Source organism: Cellvibrio sp., assembly GCF_039207905.1.
Lineage (GTDB): Bacteria > Pseudomonadota > Gammaproteobacteria > Pseudomonadales > Cellvibrionaceae > Cellvibrio.
In genome coordinates this window covers 18,813-39,717 of record NZ_JBCECX010000002.1, presented here as the reverse complement: position 1 = coordinate 39,717, position 20,905 = coordinate 18,813, and the positions used below count along the sequence as shown (strand labels likewise).

Below are 20,905 nucleotides of genomic sequence, written 5' to 3'. Positions count from 1 at the left end.
AGGCTCGGGCACAGCATCCATGCTGCGCACGGTCTCCGAACAAATGCCGGAATTCATCCAGCTAGAAAATTGCACGATTCGATTGATAAAAAACTATCAATAAAACCCAACTCGCAAATCACGCTGTCTTGCTAAAAATTTTCCCGCGCGCATTCCGGTTACTGTTTTTTGTGCGTAACTCAAAATGCCATTTACCCAAACAGCTTCAATACCTTCCGCCAATTGTTGCGGTTGAGTAAACGTCGCAGCATCTTTCACTTTTATCGGGTCAAACAAAACCAAATCGGCAGCAGCACCTACAGCGATGCGCCCGCGATCATCCAAACCAAAACGATCAGCAGACATACGTGTCATTTTGCGAATCGCCTCAGGCAAACTAAATAATTTTAAATCGCGGCTGTAATGCCCCAGCACACGCGGAAAAGCCCCCCACAAACGCGGATGCGGAAGCGGATCAACTGGCAAACCATCTGAGCCAACCATGGTTAGTGGATGTGCAAGAATTTTTTGCACATCCTGTTCACTCATGCCGTGATAAACCGCTCCTGCTGGTTGCAATTTTTTTGCAGCATCCAGCAAACTCAAATTCCATTCACTGGCAATGTCTGCCAATTTTTTTCCACCTTGCTCTGGATGCGATTCGCTCCAGGTAATCACAATATCGAAATCACTGGTGACTTGCTGCAAATCCAAAGTCGAAGAACTTGCGCTGTAGGGATAGCAATCACAACCAACCGGATGATGCTCTGCTGCCAGCTCCAGTTTATTTAATACTTCGCCACTGCGGCCCCAGTTACCTGCGCCCGCACATTTCAAGTGCGACACAATTACTGGCGCTTTGGCGTGTTCGCCAATTTCAAAAGCTTCGCCCAAAGCAGAAATAATTTCATCAAACTCAGTGCGCAAATGCGTGGTGTAAACCGCACCGGTTTCATTGAGCACTTCGGCTAATTTTTTTACTTCATCTGTAGTGCTGGCGATTGCAGAACCATAAGCAAGACCAGATGACAAACCTAGCGCCCCCTCTTTTAACGATTCGCGCAACTGCACACGCATTAATTCAATTTCATTTTCGTCAGCAACGCGATCCAAGCGATCCATATGATTGTTACGCAATGCAGTGTGGCCAATTAACGCCGCTACATTTACGGCAGGCTGCGCCTGATTCACCGCAAATTTATAACTAGCAAAATCGGCATAGGTAAAATCTTCTGGTGCGCCAAGCAAATTCATTGGATCTGGCAGCGCACCAACCAGCGTCACCGGGCTCGCGCTAATACCGCAGTTGCCAACCACAACAGTGGTAATTCCCTGTGAAATTTTTGGTAACATTTGTGGAGCATGAATTACTTGCAGATCATCGTGTGTATGCACATCGATAAATCCGGGAGCTAATACCAACCCTTGCGCATCGCGCACTGCGATTGCATCAGCTGCCGACAAATCACCGATTGCGGCGATACTGCCGCCGCTAATGGCGAGGTCAGCGCTGTAGCCTGGCTCACCAGTGCCATCAACAATCTGCGCATTGCGAATAATTAAATCAAACTTCACCCAAGGGCTCCCCGGTCACGCTTTTAATTAGATATTCTGGTTAACAATAATTTAATCGCCCAATGGCAGACGATTGTCGCCGCCGCGATATTCATCCAATGCAAACTTCACCCGACGCAGCAATTCTTTGCTTTCCGTTTTACGCGCAAGCGCCAATTCAGTGGCAAGAATATCGATTGCCAACAACATGCCGTAACGCGATGCCGATGGCTTGTAAATAAAATCAGTTTCTTCAGTAACTACCGGCAACACAATATTGGCTTTACTGGCCAGTGGTGAATTGCTCGATGTAAACACAATAATTTTCGCTCCGTATTCACGCGCAATATCAGCAACTTCCAACATCTCCGGAGTTACGCCAGTTACGGATAACAACACCAATACATCTTTTTCGGTCAGCGTTGCTGCAAACATACGCAACAGCACCGGATCGTGATAAGCAGTTACTGCTTTACCCAAGCGGGCAATACGAAACTGCACCTCTTCCGCCAGCATGGTGGAACCGCCACCCATACCACCGACGTAAATCAGGCGCGCGGAATTTAATAATCCAGCGGCCGTGCGAAAATCTTCTTCAACAAAGCGCGCGAGGTTTGCGCGCAAAGTAGATTCAACATCACTGCAAATTTGTGCATAAAAAGCACTCTCTTCTACCGCGGGAACTTCAGCCAAAAAGCGCGTACCGACTGCACTTGCTTGTGCCAGCTTTAATTTCAGATCGCGAATATCTTCACAACCAACTGCTTTGGCGAAACGCGAAATAGTCGCGATGCTCACTGCCGCTTTTATTGCAAGCTGGTCAATGCTCGCCGCCGATGCAAATGCAATATCTTCCAAAATGGCATCCGCCACTTTTTGCTCAGTCGCTGACAGTCGATCCCGACTGGCACGAATGTGATACACAATATCGAACAAAGCCGTCATAGCGTTTCAAAAATCCAATTAGATAAATGCGGCGATCAGCGAAACAAAACCGAGCGCAACGACAGAGATAATGGTTTCCAATACTGTCCAAGTTTTTAACGTCTGGGTAACCGTCATATTGAAATATTCTTTGATCAACCAGAAACCACCGTCATTCACGTGCGACAAAATCAGCGAACCGGCGCCGGTTGCAATAACCAACAATTCCGGATGCGGATAACCTGCAGCCAGTGCAATCGGCGCAACAATACCGGCAGCAGTGCTCATTGCTACAGTGGCAGAACCGGTTGCGATACGCATTAATGCAGCAACCAACCAACCCATCATCAACGGGGTTAATGCCATATCCGATGAAAAAGCAACGATTTCTTTTGCGATGCCCGCCTCCACCAAAATACGATTCAAACCACCACCGGCACCAACCAATAAAGTAATACCGGCAGTTGGGGCGAGACAGTCGTGACTGAATTTCAAAATGCTGTCGCGATTAAATCCGCGTGCGATACCGAGCGTGTAAAAACTCACCAGAGTTGCAATCAACAGCGCAACAACGGAGTTGCCGATGAATAATAAAAAATCATTCAATGCAGTTCCCGGTGCAGCAATTAAATTTGCCCAGCCGCCTAACAACATTAAAAATACCGGCAATAAAATTGTCGCAAGCGTAATACCAAAACCCGGCAACTGGCGCTCAGTATCCGCATTGATAAATTGTTCTTCAAGTGGATTCACTGGCGGCAGTTGAATACGCGGTGCAATCCATTTTGCAAAAATGGGCCCCGCGATAATAGCAGTGGGAATTCCCACCAAGAGCGCGTAAGAAATAGTGCGGCCAACGTTGGCTTGATATTCACCGACCGCAATCATCGCCGCCGGATGCGGGGGAACCAAACCGTGCACCACGGATAAACCCGCCACCATCGGCAAGCCAACTAACAACATGGAGGTGCCGGTGCGACGCGCAACGTTGAATGCAATCGGAATTAATAAAACGAAACCAACTTCGAAAAAAATCGGGAAGCCAACAAGGAACGCGATAAACACCATTGCCCAGTGCACATTTTTTTCACCGAACCAGCGAATCATAGTGCGTGCGATTTGTTCAGCACCACCGGACTCGGCCATCATCTTTCCGAGCATGGTGCCGAGCGCAACAACTAACGCAATATGGCCAAGCGTTTTACCAACGCCAGCTTCGTAAACGAACACCACATCTTTGGCGGGAATACCGGCCATCAAACCCAAGCCGAGCGACACCAGCGTGAGCGTGATAAACGGGTTGAGGCGATAGCGGGCAATCAACAACACCAGCGCGATAATGCTGATGGCGGCGTACACAAGAAGCCAATGGCCGGGGCTGAGCATCTGTTCCATCACCGCCCCTTAGAAAAACGTTTCCACGGCATTGATCACCGTGTAGTTATCGTCGATCACCAACAGCTGCCGCCACTTATCGAACGTCAGGCAGGGGTGGGAAATATCCAGCGCGAGCATATCGCCCACTTGCAGGTCTGCATCGGCCGACACCTTCATAAACGCGTGCTGATCCATCATCGCCGTGAGCTGCCAATCGGCAGGTGCAGCGACAGGTGCTTCGCTGCCAGGGCGGTAGTGTTTTGCAGGGATGGGCAGGCCAGCATCAAACGCAGCATCGCGCTTACCCAAGCCGAGAATTGCAAGGCCGGGTTCGGGGATGGAGAGCACATAGGCCCACAATTGCAGCGCAGGCAGCAAACTGGCCTGCATTGAGCGCGCAACGGGGTTATTGGCGTGTATACGCGCCTCTGAGGCCTTGTAGATACCCACATCATGGGTCAGGTAGCAGCCGGGGCGCAGGACGATATCCAGTGGGCGACCTATATCTAACTTCGTCCACTCTTCGGCAACCAGATCAAACCAGGCGGAACCCGCACCGGTGAGGATCACGGTATCGCTGGTCAACAGGTTATTGGCTTCCAGTGTCATCAGCTCGCGTACAGCGCGACGGAGGAATTCGCGGATCGAGACTTCGTCTTTCAGCACCCCTTCGTAAACCTCAACACCCGCCAAAGCGAGCGATTGGGGGTAGGCAGCGATTGCATCCAACACTGCCGCGCGGTCTTGTTCGTTGCGCACGCCGGTACGGCCGCCATCAACACCCAATTCCAGCAGCAGCTTCAAGCGCTGACCGGTCTGGCTGAAGAATTGACCTAACTGCTCTACGTTAGCCGCCGAGTCAACGATGACAAAAAAGTCGAACTCGGGGTTTTGCAGCAAGCGGGAGATGATCGCCATGTTGGCGCGACCAACCAACTGGTTCGCCATGATCACGCGGCGCACACCAAAACGGTAAGCGGCCTGAACTTGTGGCGCAGTCGCGAGGGTGATGCCCCAAGCGCCATGAGCCAATTGCTGGTGAAAGAGCGCCGGACTCATGGTGGTTTTACCATGAGGTGCGAGTTTCAGCCCGTACGTACTAATAAAGGATCTCATCCACTCGAGATTGTGCTGCACACGGCTATGACTAAGCACCGCAACAGGCAAACTGACGTCCTCCTGCAAGAGGTTCCACCCTAATTGGGCAGTATCAGTGATTGGCAGCTGGGAACTCACATCACCCAAACCTTTACCGGTTGGGCCAAGCACTCTCTCGGTTAGCATTTTTTGTAAATTATTTTCTTTATACATGCTTTTTTCTCATCGAAAGCAGAAAAAACGATCATTTTTTATAGGCTATCACCAAAAAAATGAACTGCAAAGAAAATAATTTACAAAAACAGGATATTTAACCCGCCAATTGTGAAAGTTTTTCGCGCCCCAAAATAAAATTTAATGCGCCACAAATGTGCGTAACCGGTCACATTTGATAGTAAACCCGCACTTTTTGTATAAGCCTTAACCACCATAAAGAAAAGTCGAACCTGGATAACAAATAAGCTGCTTTATTCTGGAGCACCCACTTCTGCACTAGCGGTTGTGAAAGCGCCTCAACTTGTCGTCAAAATACAGTGACCGCACTTTTTTATGACGCAGCCTTGACCCAATTGTTACCGCTTAAAAAACGCACAGCAGGTTCGATTTTTTTCTCCCCTTCACCTGCCAGAAAAGAAAGAAAAAGTCGCACCTTGCCCGAAAAGTTGCAGTTAACCGCAAACCCAAACTGGGACTGGCTATCGTGCAGCGATTATTTGATGATCTAGCCAGCGAGCAAAAACTGCATCCTGCTGCACCCACTGCAACAGGTTTTTGCACCGCCGGGGACGAATCACCTTCTGATAATAATGACCGTTGCAAACGGCTATCGCCCCGCCCGATACCCCCATGAAACACAGCCGGACTTTATCCAACCCCTCGCCAGCACGAGTCCGGGAACTTTGCCATCAACCCTGAGGATAATAACGATGCTCAATCTATTAACCGGTTTACAAAAACTCCGGCTGGGAATTCCCGGCTGCCTGCTGCTGGCCGCATTGGCCAGCCCCAGCCATGCCGTTGTCTACCAAGCTGAGAATTACACCAACTTCTTTGATACCACTGCCGGCAACAGCGGCGGAGCCTTTCGCAACGACAACGTAGATATAGAAGCAACAACCGATTCGGGCGGCGGTTTTAATGTGGGCTGGATCGAACCCAATGAGTGGCTGGTATATGGCGGACTTTCGATTCCGACCTCCGGCAGCTACACCATCCGCATGCGCGTCGCCAGCCCATCAGGCGCAACTGCAGCGGTCGACCTTAATGGCGGCAGCATTATCCTGGGGGATTTCAATATCCCTGCGACTGGCGGCTACCAGAATTGGACGACTGTATCGCGCACCGTGAATATCAACGCGGGCACCTACAACCTCGGCGTTTTCGCCAAGAGCAGTGGCTGGAATTTCAACTGGATCGAAGTGGTATCCAACGGCGGCAACAGCAACACCACCGGTTTGCTGACCGTGTATGAACACTGCAATTACGGCGGCTGGTTCCGGGGCTTCAATACCGGTTCATTCGATGGCAACGTAATGACCTCAATGGGCGTGCGCAACGACACCATCTCCTCGGTCAAAGTCGCCGCGGGTTATGAAGCCGTGTTGTTCGACAACTGGGATTACAGCGGCGCATCGGTAGTCGTCTCTGGCGATAACAGCTGCCTGAGCAATTTCAATGACCGCACCTCATCCATCATTGTGCGTCCGATCTCGAACACCAACACGGGCTTCGCCGCGGTAGTTAGCGAATCGCAATTCAATCAGATGTTCCCCGGCCGCAATAGCTTCTATACCTACGCCGGTTTGGTCGCCGCATCCAGAACCTACCCTGCGTTTGCTGGCACTGGCGATTTGGCCGCGAAAAAACGTGAAGCTGCTGCTGCACTCGCCAACTTCTCCCATGAAACCGGCGGCTTGGTATACATCAACGAAATCGCCCAGGGCGAATACTGTGGCGATTGGGATAACAATCCAAACACCTGCCCTTGCGCACCCGGCAAGCGCTACTACGGTCGCGGCCCAATCCAACTCAGCTGGAACGGTAACTACTGTGCAGCGGGTGCTGCTTTAGGTTTGGATCTGCGTGCTAATCCCGATCTGGTTTCACAAAACGCTACAGTCGCATGGCAAACCGCACTCTGGTTCTGGATGACCCAAGCCGGAGCGGGCTATCGCCCTGCACACGATTCAATGGTCGGTAACTTCGGCTTCGGCGAAACCATTCGCACCATTAACGGCTCAATCGAATGCAACGGTGGCAACCCTGCGCAAGTGCAAAGCCGGATCAACGAGTATCAACGCTTCCTGAATATCCTTGGCACCAGTGCAGGTGCAGGCAACCAAGGCTGCTAATAAACGGATAACGAAAGCATCTAGAGAGCAAGCGATAAAAAAAGCCGCATCAATTATTTGATGCGGCTTTTTTATTTTTTAAATTTTTTCATTTGGTCGGGAATAAATCCTGCGCCTCGCCCGTTAACAGTTTGTAAGTTAACTAAATCAACGAGGCATTCCCTATGAAAACCAAGACTGTTCAACTGAAACACAAACTATTATTTATCAGTCTGTGCGCACTGACTTCTTCAATGAGCTGGGCAAGTGATATTTCCTACAGCGTATCAGCTGATGCAAATTCGCAAGCATCAGTTAATGCGCAAACCACTTCACCATCAGGATCAGTGGCGCTGTCCGGATTGCTGCAACCACAACAAGCTGCGGCAGATGAAACAAATCCGAACACCAGCAATACAGAAAATACCACAACAACATCCAATAATTTATCCAGTGCAGTTTCTGTTGCAGGCAGCGGTTCACTGCAAACGCAAAAAGCAACTGAACTGGTAAATGGAACCACTAATCCGCTCGCCAATAGCGGAGATCAAGCAAGAACGGATATTACCAATGGATTAAATCAGACACTGACTGCATCAACCAATGTTGCGGGCAGTCTGAATACACAGGTAGAAAATACTGTGGCGAGTGCCAACTCAACGATCAACGGCGCAGTAACTAATCAAGTGAACTCATTGATTGCAACTGACGTACAACAAAATGTGCAGGGTACTGTCAGCAATGTCATCGACGGGACTATTAATAACACCATTAACAACAGCATCCAGGCCACCATTGCGGATACTGTCGAATCGACAGTAGAAAGCACGGTAACTACCGCACTGAACAATAGTTTGGGATTAGGTATTTAAATAACCGTTACCAAAGCACCGCAATTATTTGCGGCGCTCACATAAGTAAAAAACATTTCCTGCCGTTAATGGCAGGAAATTTCAGGTGGAGCATACATCATGAAAAAAAATATCTATTTACCAGTATTGATCGGGGCCATCAGTTTTGCTCATCCGCTTTTTGCTGCAGCACCGGAAGGCAGCATTAAACTTGAAGCGGGAACAGAATATGATTCCAATCTCGGTGTTATCGAACTGGATCAATATTCAACCGAGAGCGATTGGGCCGCAATATTAAATGCGCGTTTTAATGGGCGCTGGCAAGCGAATGACCAGCTCAATATTAAAGGTGGTTATTACTATCTGAGTAAACACTATCAGGACAACGACAATTTTGATTTGGCAATTCAACAGCTGTTCGTCGATACCAGTTATGACCTGCGTGTAGTCACGCTCGGCGCCAGTTACCATAAAGCAGATGCTGATTTAGCCAGCCACGATTTTTTGCAGCTACAACAGACCAGCATTTATGCTTCACGATTAATCGACAACCGTATATTCCTGCGTGCCGCCGCCAATTACCAAGATAAAGACTTCCCCGGCAATGCAGGCCGCAATGCACACAACACCGGTTTGGCGGGCGATGTATTTGTTTTTTTCAATCAGGGAACCACATTTATTGCAGCGGGAATTACCAGTGAAGAGGAAGATGCCCAGCAAGCGCAATTCAATTACGATGCACTCAGTTTGCGCGGCAGTATTAACCATAAATTTTCGGTTTGGGGAAAACCCAACAAAGTGCAATTGGGCATACGTTTGCACGACCGCGATTACTCCAGCATAACGCCTGAACTGGAAACTAAACGCAGCGATAATCATCGCGTTGCCACTCTTGAGTGGGAAGTGAGTTTGACTCCCAAAATAACCGCCACCAGCAAAATCGAAAAAGGAAACTACGAATCAAATTTAGCGGTAGCGGATTATTCCGAAACTTTGGCGTCGGTTAATTTTGCCGTGACATTTTGAGCCGCACCTAAAAATCCAAAACCAAATACGGGATCGCGCCCCGCATCGCCGAGATCACGCGCTTTTTTTGCTAATACCGAAGGCAATTCGGCGGAAGTTATTTTTTGCTTCGCCAATTCACAAGCGACAAATGCGGAAACTACGGGTGCTGCGATAGATGTACCCGTCTGCCGCCCGAAACCGCCATCGCTGCGCGCTGTAGTAACTGAAACACCCAGAGCGGCGAAATCAATATGATCACCGCGATTCGCCCAGCGATAAATTTTATGCTCGCGATCAACAGCCGTCACCGCAATAACATCCGTATAAGCAGCAGGGTACATCGGTGGCGCTGCAGGCCCTTCATTACCAGCTGCCGCCACTATCGCAATACCTTGTTGCAATACTTTATTAACAACCGCGCGTAAAATCTGATTGTCTGGCCCGGCAAGGCTCATATTGATGGTGCTGACATTTTCTTCTGCCAACCAATTTAATGCGCGCACCAAATCCATCATGGTAGCGCCCTGCGCATATTGGTTGCGCGCATAAAAAACCGATGCAGAATAAAGCGTTGCCTTAGGCAATAGCGCTCGCAATGATTCCCCCTTGCCAACTAGTAATCCCGCAATCGCAGTGCCGTGTGCAAGCGGTGCATCAAACTGTTCGCCCAAAAAATCGCGCGTGATAATTTTGCTCTGCGCAAATGCAGAGTGATCCTTATTAATTGCCGTATCTATCATGCCGATTTTCACCGGCGCATCGCATACCGGTGAAAAATCTTCCGTATTATTTGCTGAAGCAGAAGTTGCATTCGCTTGCGCAGCATAAATGTGGTTGCGGTCAAGTTGCTCATGCAGGTGTGCAGGTAATTTTTGTTTTAATGCACCGCGTGAATCCAACACTGCAGGAACGCGGAATCGCACCAGCACCAAATCCAAACCATCAAAATTCGTTTGCTCGACAATATCAGCATGCAGCGGTTGCAAAACTGCCAGCTCGGTTTTATCAAGCATGATCAACCATTCATGGGCGACCGCACGCCAACCATCTTCTACTTGCACATCCACAAAAGCTGTCTCGCCATTGCGCGTCAGTACCGGGAGTGAATTGGCGATTGCATCCAATGGTGCTGACCCAAGTAAATCGTTCACCGGCTTTGTCAGTGGATCAAGCACAGGCTCAAGCTTGCCCTGCACTTTGCCCGCAACATCATCAACCGCACGCAAGGTGCTATCCAGCTGCGTGTTGACGACCTCCGTATCCAGTAAATCGCGCGTGATCAGATCAGTATTGATAAGGTCGCGGTCAATCAACTCGCGGCTAATAACATCTCTGGCAACCTCATCGGCGATTGCATCGGTATTGCGCAGCGTAGTATCCAGAACATGGGAATCCAGCACCTGTGCATAAACAGGTGCGCAAAAGCACACTAGCAATGCATAACTAACGTAAACTGGTTTCATAAAATTCCCCTTAATACGATAGATGTAACACAAAATAGCGCCTGACTTCAGGGAAAACGTTTTGGCGGCATAAAAATTCCATTTATCCGGGAATAAAATTCGTGCGCAACCGTTTACTCAATATGACTGTCAGCTTTCGGAAAATAACCCATACTGGCAAAAATGAGATCCCCACAATGACATTGTTATTATGAGAGACGAATTAACCCTGCTAGCGCCCGCCTTGCGACGCTTTGCTTACTCGTTAACGGGCACAGCACACGATGCCGATGATCTATTGCAAAACACCTTGGAGCGCCTATTGAACCGCGGGGTTCCAGAGGATGTGGAATTAGCCAAATGGGCATTCCGTGTGTGCCGTAATATTTGGATTGATGAATATCGCGCGCGCAAAGTTCGCCAGCGCAATGTGTATTCCCTTGAGGAGACAGAGGAACCCGCAATCGATGGCTCCCAGGCAATTTACGACGAGATTACCTTGCGACAAGTGGATGCTGCTATGGACAAATTGCCTGATGACCAGCGCTCGATAATGGCATTGGTTGCACTACAGGGAATGTCCTACAAAGAAGTTGCTGAAACCCTGGGTATTCCAGCTGGAACAGTAATGAGCCGCTTGGCACGTGCACGCGTTGCCCTCGCTGGTTTTTTAAATCCATCTTCAGTCACAGCGCCCGCAAAACCGGGCGCGTGAGGACAACACCATGACAATCACTGACGAACAATTATCGGCCTTCCTCGATGCAGAATTGCCTGAAAATGAAATGGAATTTATTCGCCAAAAAATTAGCGAAGATGAAACCCTTGCCAATCGCCTTGCCGAGTTAGCGATGGTCGATGAACAAATTGCACAACACTATTCCGCGATAGATGCGCAACCGCTGCCAGAAGCAACAGTGCAATTACTGTCGGCAGTAACTCAAGCGCAGGAACAATCCAATTCACAACGACATCAATCACGCGCAAACAATGTTGTTGATTTTCCCTGGTGGAAAAAAATGCCGCGTGGCCTGCAATTACACGCAGCAGTAGCAGCCTGTCTCGTCTTGGTGATGGGTTATGGTTTTATTCATTTGCTGCCCACCCAAACAGATTCCTCCACCGATAATTGGAGCGCAATTGCCGCCGCTCTCGATACCACTGCCAGTGGAACCGAGCAGATGCTCGCAGAAGGCAAAAGTATCAAACCGCGCTTAACCTTCGTCGACAAACAGGGGAATTACTGCCGTCAATATCGCGTGAGTGAAACATCCAATAGTGCTGAAGGTATTGCCTGCCGTATCAACGGTAAATGGGAATCCAAAGTCACGGTGAATATTCAGGATGCGCAACAACAGTTTGATTACCAAACCGCAAGCAACGGTGCATCGATACTCGACCAGGTATTGGATAGCATGATGCACGGCGAAGCATTTGATGCGCAGGCAGAAACCAACATTATTGATCAAGGCTGGGAAAAAAATTAATTTTCTAGAGTTAACTTAGCATTAACACCAATATACTCTCGCACAATAGGTTTATTATGAAGACGATTGCGCTGCTCTTTTTGGTGGTTGCTATAAGCGGATGCGCAACCCATTCCATTTATGGCCCAGCCAAAGGCAGCAATGCAGGTTACAAAGAAATAGCACTGGCGGATAACCACTACCGCGTGCAATTTAAAATAAACGGCAGCGCGCGCAATATTGCACAAAAATATGCACTCTTGCGTGCTGCCGAATTAACGCTCGTACGGGGTTACGATTGGTTTGTGGTGGAGCAACGTAAATTCCAAACCCTGAATGAGCCGGATGATTTCGGTTCGTCGAGCAGACCAATAGTGACACGCAACTGCGGTTTATTAGGCTGTAAGACCAGCACACAACTTCCTGAACAGACAATCGACATTCCTGCCACAGAAACCACCGCAATGGTTGAAATTCGAATGGGGCGCGGTGTACGCCCGGAAAAAGAGAGTTATGACGCGCGTGAAATGTGGGAAAGCCAACATATAAAATAAGTTCGGCCTACCGCCAACAATGTTTAAATCGCGCCATCGTTATTTATAGAAGCGCAGCTATTTCACGCACCAAAATTTATTCCCAGGAAAAAATAAAAATATCTTTATAACCTGAAGCGGTTAAAACAATTTTTATAATCCAATATAAAACCACCAAAGTGAATCAGCACACACAAAAAATAGTTTCCTATATGCCATTTGCAATTTTTGGTTGTAAAAACTACCTGATAAAAACCGAACATGGCACCGCATTCATTTAAAAATTACTTTTAACTGCATTATTCCTGTGCTGGCACACTTACTGCAATTACTCCCTTGAACATTAAAACTAATGTGAAACATAAACCATGCACTTTAATTTATGTTAGGAGAATTATCATGTCTAACGAAACTTCAGCAATCAGAGATTTAATTAAAGTATTAAACGACGGCGTTGAGTTTTATACCGATGCCAAAAATGAACTGCGCGGCTCAGGCTACGAATCCGTATTGCAAGATATGATTGATGTACGCCAAGGTGCGCTGGCTCGTTTGCAACCTTTCGTTTATTCACGTGAAGGTGAAATTGAAACTGGCCATACCTTTGTAGGTACAGTGAGAAAAACTTACGCTGACGTACTTGCCTCGATCAAATCGAGCAAAGCCAGCAAATCACAAACCTATATTGTGCAACTGGAAGAACTTGAAGACAGAACGCTTGAGTTCATCAAAAAAGCGCTCGATGAAGCATCTTCCGTTGATGCAACCAGTGCATTGAATTTTATCTATGCCACCTTGCAACAATGCCACAACCGCATGCGCAGCCTGAAACGAAATGTTGCGTAAGTGAAAATAAAAAAGCCTCCAATTGGAGGCTTTTTTATTTGCGTGACTAAATTTATTTACTGCTGCAACAACCATTCGCGTCCGGCGCGGCTGGTAGTAAAGGTTTCAATTGCACCGCGCTCTTGCAGAGTCACGTATACTGTTTTTCCATCTGCACCGCCAAATGCAACATTGGTTGGTTTTTGGCCTTTCAATTTAATCCGCTCAATCACAGTACCATGCGGCGATACTACCGCCACTTCACCCGCTGCGTAGCGCGCAATATATAAATTACCTTCGGCATCGCAACGCATGCCATCAAGGCCATGATCGGGGAATTGAATTAACAGTCGCTTGTTTTTCACATCGCCGGTTTTTTTATCGATATCGTATTTCCACACTTTGCGCTGCACACTTTCGTTTACATACAAATGTTTTTCATCGGTGCTCACTTCTACACCGTTGGTGGTGCCCATATTTGCTTCCAACAAAGTGACAGTACCATCGGTTGCAACTTTCCACAGATTGCCAGTGCTTTCTTTCCAATTTGGATCACTGGCATAAATAATTCCGGATTTTGCGATAGCAATATCATTGGGCTGATTCATTTTATCGCTGTGCGCATGCACAGAAATCGCTTTGGTTTTCGGGTCGATCTTCAATACATTGTGACCGGAGTAGTCGGCAACGTACATGAGGCCTTTGCGATCAAAACGGATACCATTGCCAGTACTACCCTCTGGTAATTTCACAAACAGTTGCGCATTGTCTTTTTTATCGATAATGCCAATAGTGCCATCTTGCCCAAAACTCACCGCATACAAATTGCCCTGCGCATCTACCGCTGGTCCTTCGATACCTTGGGTGAAAACATTGTCAGTAACATAATCAGTGGTTTGTGCTACAGCTTGTGCTGCGCCAATAAATGCGAGCAACGCGAAAGTCATTGCGCCAGTGTTTAAGTCTCTCATTAAAACCTCGTGGTACTTATTGTTGGAAACTGTGTAGAAAAAACTCAAAAGCACTGTAGTAGTCTTGTGGCTATAGCCTTATTGTTATCGCGACTAACGCGCGATTATGTAGTCTTGAATTTCAATAATATTAATCAGGCAAGCGCGGGTATATCTATTCCTGTCGCGGTACCTATCGCGCCCCATAATACACCAACCATCGCATTCCACACTTTTTCGATAGTGACTTTTGCCAATCCTTGCAATGTATTAGCAAAACTTTGCGCCATGGTTTTCAAGCTATCCAGAAAAAATTCCTGGGTTTCTTCCGTGATCTGGCCACTCGCAATGCCCATTGCCACTAATTGTGCCTGCTGGGCAATCGCTTTTATCTGCCGCTCGGAAAAGCCTTTTAACACTGAAATATCTTTTTTGGCTACATCCGATGCAGCAGCACGCAGTTGATCGACTAATCCTGAAATATCTATAGGTACACCCATGACTTAAAGCCCCTCGCGTTCCAGAAAGTTTTCGTAAGTGAGTGCCTGATCGAGATAAATAACCACCTGCCCTTTAAACGCCGCCACCTCAAATGCGGTGACGCCCTGCTTTTTATCGACATCGCGCATTTTGGTCAGGGTGATGGAAATTTGCTCCAGCGCCGCCGCGCTCGGCACCTCACCGGTATCAGAAAGATTAATCCCCCGCTCGGCCAAGTATTTATTCACCTTATCGCTGACACTCACTTTGGGCGAAGGGCGGGATTTGGCTTGCAAGGCGAGCGCATCAAGATTGCCAATAAGGCTACTGTAAGTTGCATCGCGCTGCGCAAAACTGCTAGCAGTCGTGCCCGCGGAGGTAGCGGCAAAATGGGTCATCAATTGCTGGCTACTGGCAACCAGACCATCGGCAATCGCTTTATCATAACTGGGGGCGAGCCGGGCAGCGCAGGCCGACAACAGCAACGTGAGGGGGATAAGAATACCAACCAGGCGCTTCATGGCGCATCTCCTTGGGAAGTTCAACCTGCTGAACCTTATAGCCAAGAATAATCCTGAGCGCAATTGGATTTACATGCGCCTGGTTTTTACTGATACGGGGCAACACCGCAAAAAATTACAGCGGCTTCCGGACTTGAATACTTAGGATTTTTTTCAGTGCATTTCTACCATCTGTACGCTGCCATCGGGCAACATTTCAAACATGCTGCTTTTGGGTTCATCCAACAGCAGTGCGGCCATTGCCGCGAGTGCAATACAGCCAGCAATGGTAAGGAAAAATACCGGTGTGCTGACAAAGGAAAACACCGTGAGAAAAACCACTGCACCTATGTTGCCGTAGGCACCCACAATGCCGGCAATTTGTCCGGTTAAACTGCGGCGAATCAAAGGGACCACCGCAAACACGCAACCCGCCGCCGAGCCTAAAAAGAACGAACTACACATCATCGCAGCGACTGCAAATGCAATCGGCCAATCACTGGTAATGGTCGACATTGCCAGGAAACCAATCGCCGCACCGATCAATAAAATGACCAGTGATTTTTTGCGGCCAAATTTATCGCTAATCCAACCACCTGACGGGCAAGACGCAATATCCACCGCCGCAAAACAAGCACCGAATACCCCAGCAAGCGCAACAGGAACCGCAAAGGTACTTTGGAAAAACATAGGCAACATGGAAACCACGGCCAATTCCGAACCAAAAGTCACCGCGTAGGCGATACTCAGGATTGCCACTTGTTTAAATTTATATTGCTGGAGTTTATCGACGGGTTTGGAAAAAATGTGCACATTAAGGCTATAAATTTTGCGGCACTGCAAAATGAAGATCACCAGCAAAATACTGGCAATACTATAAAAAGTAGCAGCGGATATTAACCCAAGACTATTGACCTTCCAGGCAAGCAACGCCAATGCACCATACATTGGAATATTGACCAGCAGATACAAAACAAAATCTTTTTTGCTGGTAACTTCAAGGCCACCAGATTTATTCGGTTTGAAATAAGTTGATCCAGCTGGTGTATCTGTTACTGAACAATAATAAATAACGGCATACACAAACGCGATTAACCCTGTCAAACCGGTCGCATAACGCCAACCATCATCGCCGCCGATAAGCAGGGCTATTGTCGGCAAGCTGATCGCAGCAGCCGCTGAACCTATATTGCCCAAGCCTTTATACACGCCCTCGGCCAATCCCATTTGGCGAGCAGGAAACCATTCACTAATCATGCGAATGCCAACCACAAACCCGGCACCAACAAAACCTAACAGGAAGCGTGCAAGCGCCAGCATTTCAAAACTGGTGGCGAGGGAAAAAAACAAACAGAGGAAACCGGTAATGACTAACAGGATGGAGTAAATTTTGCGCGGACCGAATGAATCCACCAACATACCGACAACAATGCGTGCAGGAATGGTCAAGGCCACATTGAGAATCAACAAGGTTTTAACCTGCTGCTCACTCAAACCAAAAGTGGCCTGAATAGCCAACAACAACGGAGCGTGATTAAACCAAACCAGAAACGTAACAAAAAAAGCCATCCAGGTTAGATGCAATATTTTTGTTTTGCCGACAAAGGAAAACAAACCCGGATTTGCACTATTTTTATTCACCACCAACACCTCCACGATAAACCATGGGGCGCCTTCAGCAATAACTACGCCAAACCAAACCCAAGCCCTGTAAAAATCTGCACCAGACTAAAACAAGTCCAATAAAATGACATAAACGCACAAAAACAGAACATCGTGCACCATCATATATTCCCAAAAAGGAGCAAAACGACAATTTTAAATTGCCCTTATTTGGACAAGCAAAATGCAAAACCCCAGTAAAAATAAGATCCTTAGCCGAATAAATGAGAAATCCAACCAGAAGCCTGCCCCATCACATTGCAAATTACCCACTCCGAGAGACAACTCGTCGAAATCACCCGATAAATATCCAAAATCCCCTAGTGCACAAAATAAATGCACCATTCGGATTCAACAAAACACAAATGGGCTTTTATTTGGCGCACTCAAAATCCATAAATTTGCACAAATATGTGTCCATGGCGATAAATCCAGCAGTTTCGGCGCACCATTTATGTGTTGGCATAGCCGTTGCAAAAACCTGCTTGTCACTCCTCCGTGTTAGCCCAAATAATTTTTTGCCGGATAACTGCCATGAGCACACATCGCTTACACCTGTTGGACTTTTCCAACAAATCCGTTGCCACCTTGCACTTCACCTGGTTCGCATTTTTTCTCACCTTTGTTATGTGGTTTAGCTTGCCGCCACTTAAACCACTGATCACCGCATCCTTTGCGATGACACCGCAACAATGGGCGGCGTTATTAACACTGAACGTTGCGCTGACAATTCCAGCGCGAATTGTGGTGGGCAGTTTGGTTGATAAATTTGGACCGCGCGCGATTTATTCCGGCCTGCTGATTTTTTCCGGCGTGTTGTTGATTGCATTTGCCTCGGCACAATCATTTGAACAACTCGCGCTCTTCCGCTTCTTGCTCGGTTTTGTCGGCGCCGGTTTTGTAATTGGTATTCGCTTGGTCAGTGAATGGTTTCCCGCACGTCAAGTTGGTTTGGCCGAAGGCATTTACGGTGGCTGGGGTAACTTCGGCGCTGCGGCTGCCGGTTTTACTTTACCCTTTTTGGCAATCCATGTTTTTGGCGGTGTGGATGGCTGGCGTTACGCGATGGGTACCGCGGCAATTATCGCAATGATTTACGGGGTGGCTTTTTATCTCACCGTGCGCAATACACCTAAAGGCTCTACTTATTTCAAACCTAAAAAATCGGGTGGATTGGAAGTCAGCAACAAAAAAGACTTCTGGTTCTACGTGATTATGAATGTGCCTATGTATTTAATCCTCGCAGTGCTTGCGTGGAAGATGTCACCGGCGAATCTCGGTTTATTAAGTACTGCAACGACTTATGTTTTGTATGTGGTTTTACTTGGCCTCTTTATATTCCAGTTTTCGCAAATTTTGCGCGTGAATAAAGAAATGCTGAAAAAAGGCAGCGTAGCCGAGCATGACAAATACGAGTTCAAACAAGTCGCTATCTTAAGCTGGGCCTACCTCGCTACTTTCGGTTCCGAAATTGCCGTTGTCTCGGTATTGCCCGCATTTTTTATGACAACCTTTGAAGGCCTGAGCGTAACCCAAGCGGCGATGCTCGGCGGTTCGTTCGCCTTTATGAATTTGGTGGCTCGCCCTGGCGGCGGTTGGGTAAGTGATAAATTTGGCCGTCGCTTCAGCATGAGCATTATTCTCGCCGGTGTTGCCTGCGGATATATGTTGCTGTCACAAATCAATGCCAGCTGGCCGCTGTATCTCGCCTTCGGTGCAGTGTTTGCTTGCTCGCTGTTTGTGCAAGCAGGATGCGGCGCCGTGTTTGCGGTAGTGCCTTTAATTAAACGTCGCATGACCGGGCAAATCGCAGGCCTCGCCGGTGCCTACGGCAATGTGGGCGCGCTCTTCTTTTTAACCATGAATACCTTTATCGATATACACGCCTTCTTCTGGATGCTGGCAATTACTGCGACTATCGGTCTGGTGTTTGTGCAATTCCTGAAAGAACCTCAAGGCCATGTAGTCGAGGTCAATGAAGATGGTTCGCTGCATAAAATTGAAGTAAGTTAATTTTCGCTAGTCTAACCACGACAACCCGATTGCCGACAGTTATGCTGTCGGCAATTTCTTTTTTTAAGAATAAAGAAACGCTATGGATCATTTGCAATCAGCACTGCACATCAGCTTCGCACAAAAAAGCGAGGCCGGCCGCAAACCGGAAAATCAGGACACCGTTGGTGCCCGCATCCCCGAGGGCAATCTGCTTACCACCAAAGGCATTGCCATCGCGATTGCCGATGGGGTGAGCAGCAGCAAAGCAGCGCGCGAAGCCAGCCAAACAGCTATCGCCGGATTCCTCAGCGACTATTACGCAACGCCTGATACCTGGCGCACCCAACAATCCGCCATGCGCGTGATTCAAAGCTTGAATTCCAGTTTGTGGGGACGCAGCCAAAATTCGATTTACGGTGAAGGTTATCTCACTACTTTTTCGGCGCTGATTTTAAAAGGCGATACCGGATTTATTTTTCACGTAGGCGACACGCGCGTATACCGCTTGCGCGATAACAATCTCGAGTTACTCACCCGTGACCACACCCAGCGTATTGATAAACACACTACCCATTTAAGCCGTGCGATGGGCGCAGATCCTTACCTTGAAGTGGATATGCACAGTCTGGAACTGCAGCGCGGCGATATTTTTATTTTGTCCAGCGACGGCATACACGAGCAGATTCCCGCTGCGGAATTTAAACAATTTATTCTTGGTGAGCGCGACAATCTTGAAACGCTGGTCGATAAAGCGCTACCACTCGCACTGCACTATAACAGCGAAGACAATCTCAGCATTCAAGTTGTGCGCATAGACCATCTTGGCACTGCCGGACAAGATGATGCGGTGCAGGTTTTATCGCGCCTGCCTTTCCCGCCCATTTTGTCGCCGGGGCAAAGCATCGATGGTTTGCGCATCAAAAAAATTATGCATGAGTCGACCAGAAGCCAGGTTTATTTGGTTGAGGACGAAAAAAATAATTTGCTGGTGATGAAAACCCCGTCGGAAATTTATCAGGACGATAAAGCTTACATCGAGCGTTTTGTAATGGAAGCCTGGATAGGCGCGCGCATCCAAAGCGCCGGTGTGGTACGCATTATTCCCGCCGCCGAATCGCGCTCTTGTTTGTATTATCTCACCGAATATATTCCCGGCCCGACACTCACCCAACTATTAAAAGAGCGCGGTATTTTATCGATACTCGACGCAGTGGAATTAACCGAAGGTTTAATTCGCGGCATACGCGCGTTTCATCGCAAAGAAACCCTGCATCAGGATTTAAAACCCGACAACATTGTGATCAGCACCAAAGGCCCGATGATTGTCGACTTCGGCTCCTGCTGGGTAGCTGGTGTACAGGAAATTAGCTCGCCCCTGGAGCGCGACCGCATTCTGGGCACGCTCGATTACTCTGCGCCGGAATATCGCTACAACGGCAAAATCAGTGCCGCGTCCGATCAGTTCTCGCTTGCAGTGCTGCTCTATGAAATGCTCACCGGCAAACAGCCTTACGGTAGCAATTACAGCAAAGCCATGGATTTAAAAAGCTTCCAGCGGCTAACTTACATCTCCGCCATGAAACACAATCCGCTAGTGCCCTACTGGCTCGACAAAGCACTGGAAAAAGCCCTGAGCATTTATCCCAACAGCCGCTACGATGCACTCTCGGAATGGCTGCAAGATCTGAAACGCCCCAACCCCGCATGGCTCACACCGCGCGCGCAACCACTACTGGAACGCTATCCCGACAAAATCTGGAAACTGCTCGCCGCGAGCGGATGGATTGCGGCCGCCATCGCATTTTTTTGGCGTCACTAGCCCGTCGGTGTGCGGGTTGTGATTTGGGTAGTCCCCGCTGACCTACTTTTCTGTTAGTCTCTGTGCAAATAACGAACACTTTTAATGCTGCTCGCGCAGGGACTTTACTGTC

General features: G+C 48.2%; 18 protein-coding genes. 9 read left to right on the top strand and 9 right to left on the bottom strand.

What is annotated here, in order from left to right; genetic code table 11:
- Positions 1-96: 96 nt before the first annotated feature.
- Genes AAGC78_RS01240 through AAGC78_RS01225 form a run of 4 tightly spaced genes read right to left on the bottom strand, consistent with a single transcriptional unit; the run spans position 97 to position 5,145 of the window.
- Positions 97-1,554 carry an N-acyl-D-amino-acid deacylase family protein gene (locus tag AAGC78_RS01240; RefSeq protein WP_435782206.1) on the bottom strand — a complete coding sequence of 486 codons (1,458 nt, stop codon included), beginning with the start codon at positions 1,552-1,554 and terminating at the stop codon, positions 97-99.
- 51 nt (positions 1,555-1,605) lie between these two features.
- Entirely contained in the window at positions 1,606-2,478 is an 873-nt protein-coding gene (locus AAGC78_RS01235; RefSeq protein ID WP_435782205.1) for a MurR/RpiR family transcriptional regulator, read from the bottom strand.
- A gap of 18 nt (positions 2,479-2,496) precedes the next feature.
- Positions 2,497-3,852 (bottom strand): GntP family permease, encoded by a 1,356-nt coding sequence (locus AAGC78_RS01230; protein ID WP_435782204.1) that lies wholly within the window; start codon positions 3,850-3,852, stop codon positions 2,497-2,499.
- A 9-nt stretch (positions 3,853-3,861) separates the two neighbouring features.
- Positions 3,862-5,145: an amino acid deaminase gene (locus tag AAGC78_RS01225; protein ID WP_435782203.1), complete on the bottom strand. Its 1,284-nt coding sequence runs from the start codon at positions 5,143-5,145 to the stop codon at positions 3,862-3,864.
- Positions 5,146-5,858: 713 nt separating this feature from the next.
- Between AAGC78_RS01225 and AAGC78_RS01220 the strand changes: the two genes are divergently transcribed.
- The 3 genes from AAGC78_RS01220 (at position 5,859) to AAGC78_RS01210 (ending at position 9,139) form a co-directional block, all read left to right on the top strand.
- Positions 5,859-7,283, top strand: a complete 1,425-nt coding sequence (locus tag AAGC78_RS01220) for a glycoside hydrolase family 19 protein (RefSeq protein WP_435782202.1) — start codon at positions 5,859-5,861, stop codon at positions 7,281-7,283.
- A 164-nt stretch (positions 7,284-7,447) separates the two neighbouring features.
- Positions 7,448-8,134, top strand: a complete 687-nt coding sequence (locus AAGC78_RS01215; protein WP_435782201.1) for a hypothetical protein — start codon at positions 7,448-7,450, stop codon at positions 8,132-8,134.
- A gap of 99 nt (positions 8,135-8,233) precedes the next feature.
- Complete coding sequence (locus AAGC78_RS01210) at positions 8,234-9,139, top strand: hypothetical protein (RefSeq protein WP_435782200.1); 906 nt, start codon at positions 8,234-8,236, stop codon at positions 9,137-9,139.
- Here the strand turns inward: AAGC78_RS01210 and AAGC78_RS01205 are convergent.
- Positions 9,094-10,584, bottom strand: a complete 1,491-nt coding sequence (locus AAGC78_RS01205) for a S8 family serine peptidase (RefSeq protein ID WP_435782199.1) — start codon at positions 10,582-10,584, stop codon at positions 9,094-9,096. The two genes, AAGC78_RS01210 and AAGC78_RS01205, sit on opposite strands and share 46 nt — an antisense overlap.
- 190 nt (positions 10,585-10,774) lie before the next feature.
- Here AAGC78_RS01205 and AAGC78_RS01200 point away from each other — a divergent pair, with 190 nt between their 5' ends.
- The 4 genes from AAGC78_RS01200 to AAGC78_RS01185 all read left to right on the top strand — a co-directional run bounded on the left by AAGC78_RS01200 (position 10,775) and on the right by AAGC78_RS01185 (position 13,408).
- Positions 10,775-11,278, top strand: a complete 504-nt coding sequence (locus tag AAGC78_RS01200; protein WP_435782198.1) for an RNA polymerase sigma factor — start codon at positions 10,775-10,777, stop codon at positions 11,276-11,278.
- A gap of 10 nt (positions 11,279-11,288) precedes the next feature.
- Entirely contained in the window at positions 11,289-12,050 is a 762-nt protein-coding gene (locus tag AAGC78_RS01195; protein WP_435782197.1) for an anti-sigma factor family protein, read from the top strand.
- A 56-nt stretch (positions 12,051-12,106) separates the two neighbouring features.
- On the top strand, positions 12,107-12,583 hold the full coding sequence (locus AAGC78_RS01190; protein ID WP_435782196.1) for a CC0125/CC1285 family lipoprotein: 477 nt from the start codon (positions 12,107-12,109) through the stop codon (positions 12,581-12,583).
- 378 nt (positions 12,584-12,961) lie between these two features.
- On the top strand, positions 12,962-13,408 hold the full coding sequence (locus AAGC78_RS01185; protein ID WP_435782195.1) for a PA2169 family four-helix-bundle protein: 447 nt from the start codon (positions 12,962-12,964) through the stop codon (positions 13,406-13,408).
- A gap of 56 nt (positions 13,409-13,464) precedes the next feature.
- On the opposite strand, the gene AAGC78_RS01180 is transcribed toward AAGC78_RS01185, so the two are convergent.
- The 4 genes from AAGC78_RS01180 to AAGC78_RS01165 form a co-directional block, all read right to left on the bottom strand.
- Positions 13,465-14,358 (bottom strand): SMP-30/gluconolactonase/LRE family protein, encoded by an 894-nt coding sequence (locus AAGC78_RS01180; RefSeq protein ID WP_435782194.1) that lies wholly within the window; start codon positions 14,356-14,358, stop codon positions 13,465-13,467.
- Positions 14,359-14,492: 134 nt separating this feature from the next.
- Positions 14,493-14,837, bottom strand: a complete 345-nt coding sequence (locus AAGC78_RS01175; RefSeq protein ID WP_435782193.1) for a hypothetical protein — start codon at positions 14,835-14,837, stop codon at positions 14,493-14,495.
- Positions 14,838-14,840: 3 nt separating this feature from the next.
- Entirely contained in the window at positions 14,841-15,338 is a 498-nt protein-coding gene (locus AAGC78_RS01170; protein ID WP_435782192.1) for a hypothetical protein, read from the bottom strand.
- Between the two features lie 153 nt (positions 15,339-15,491).
- A complete protein-coding gene (locus AAGC78_RS01165; protein WP_435782191.1) occupies positions 15,492-16,958 on the bottom strand; it encodes an MFS transporter in 1,467 nt (488 codons plus the stop codon).
- A gap of 555 nt (positions 16,959-17,513) precedes the next feature.
- Here AAGC78_RS01165 and AAGC78_RS01160 point away from each other — a divergent pair.
- Positions 17,514-18,992: an MFS transporter gene (locus tag AAGC78_RS01160; protein WP_435782190.1), complete on the top strand. Its 1,479-nt coding sequence runs from the start codon at positions 17,514-17,516 to the stop codon at positions 18,990-18,992.
- 82 nt (positions 18,993-19,074) lie between these two features.
- The gene (locus tag AAGC78_RS01155) at positions 19,075-20,793 is read left to right on the top strand and encodes a protein kinase domain-containing protein (RefSeq protein ID WP_435782189.1); all 1,719 of its coding nucleotides are present in this window, start codon (positions 19,075-19,077) and stop codon (positions 20,791-20,793) included.
- The last annotated feature ends 112 nt before the right edge of the window (positions 20,794-20,905 follow it).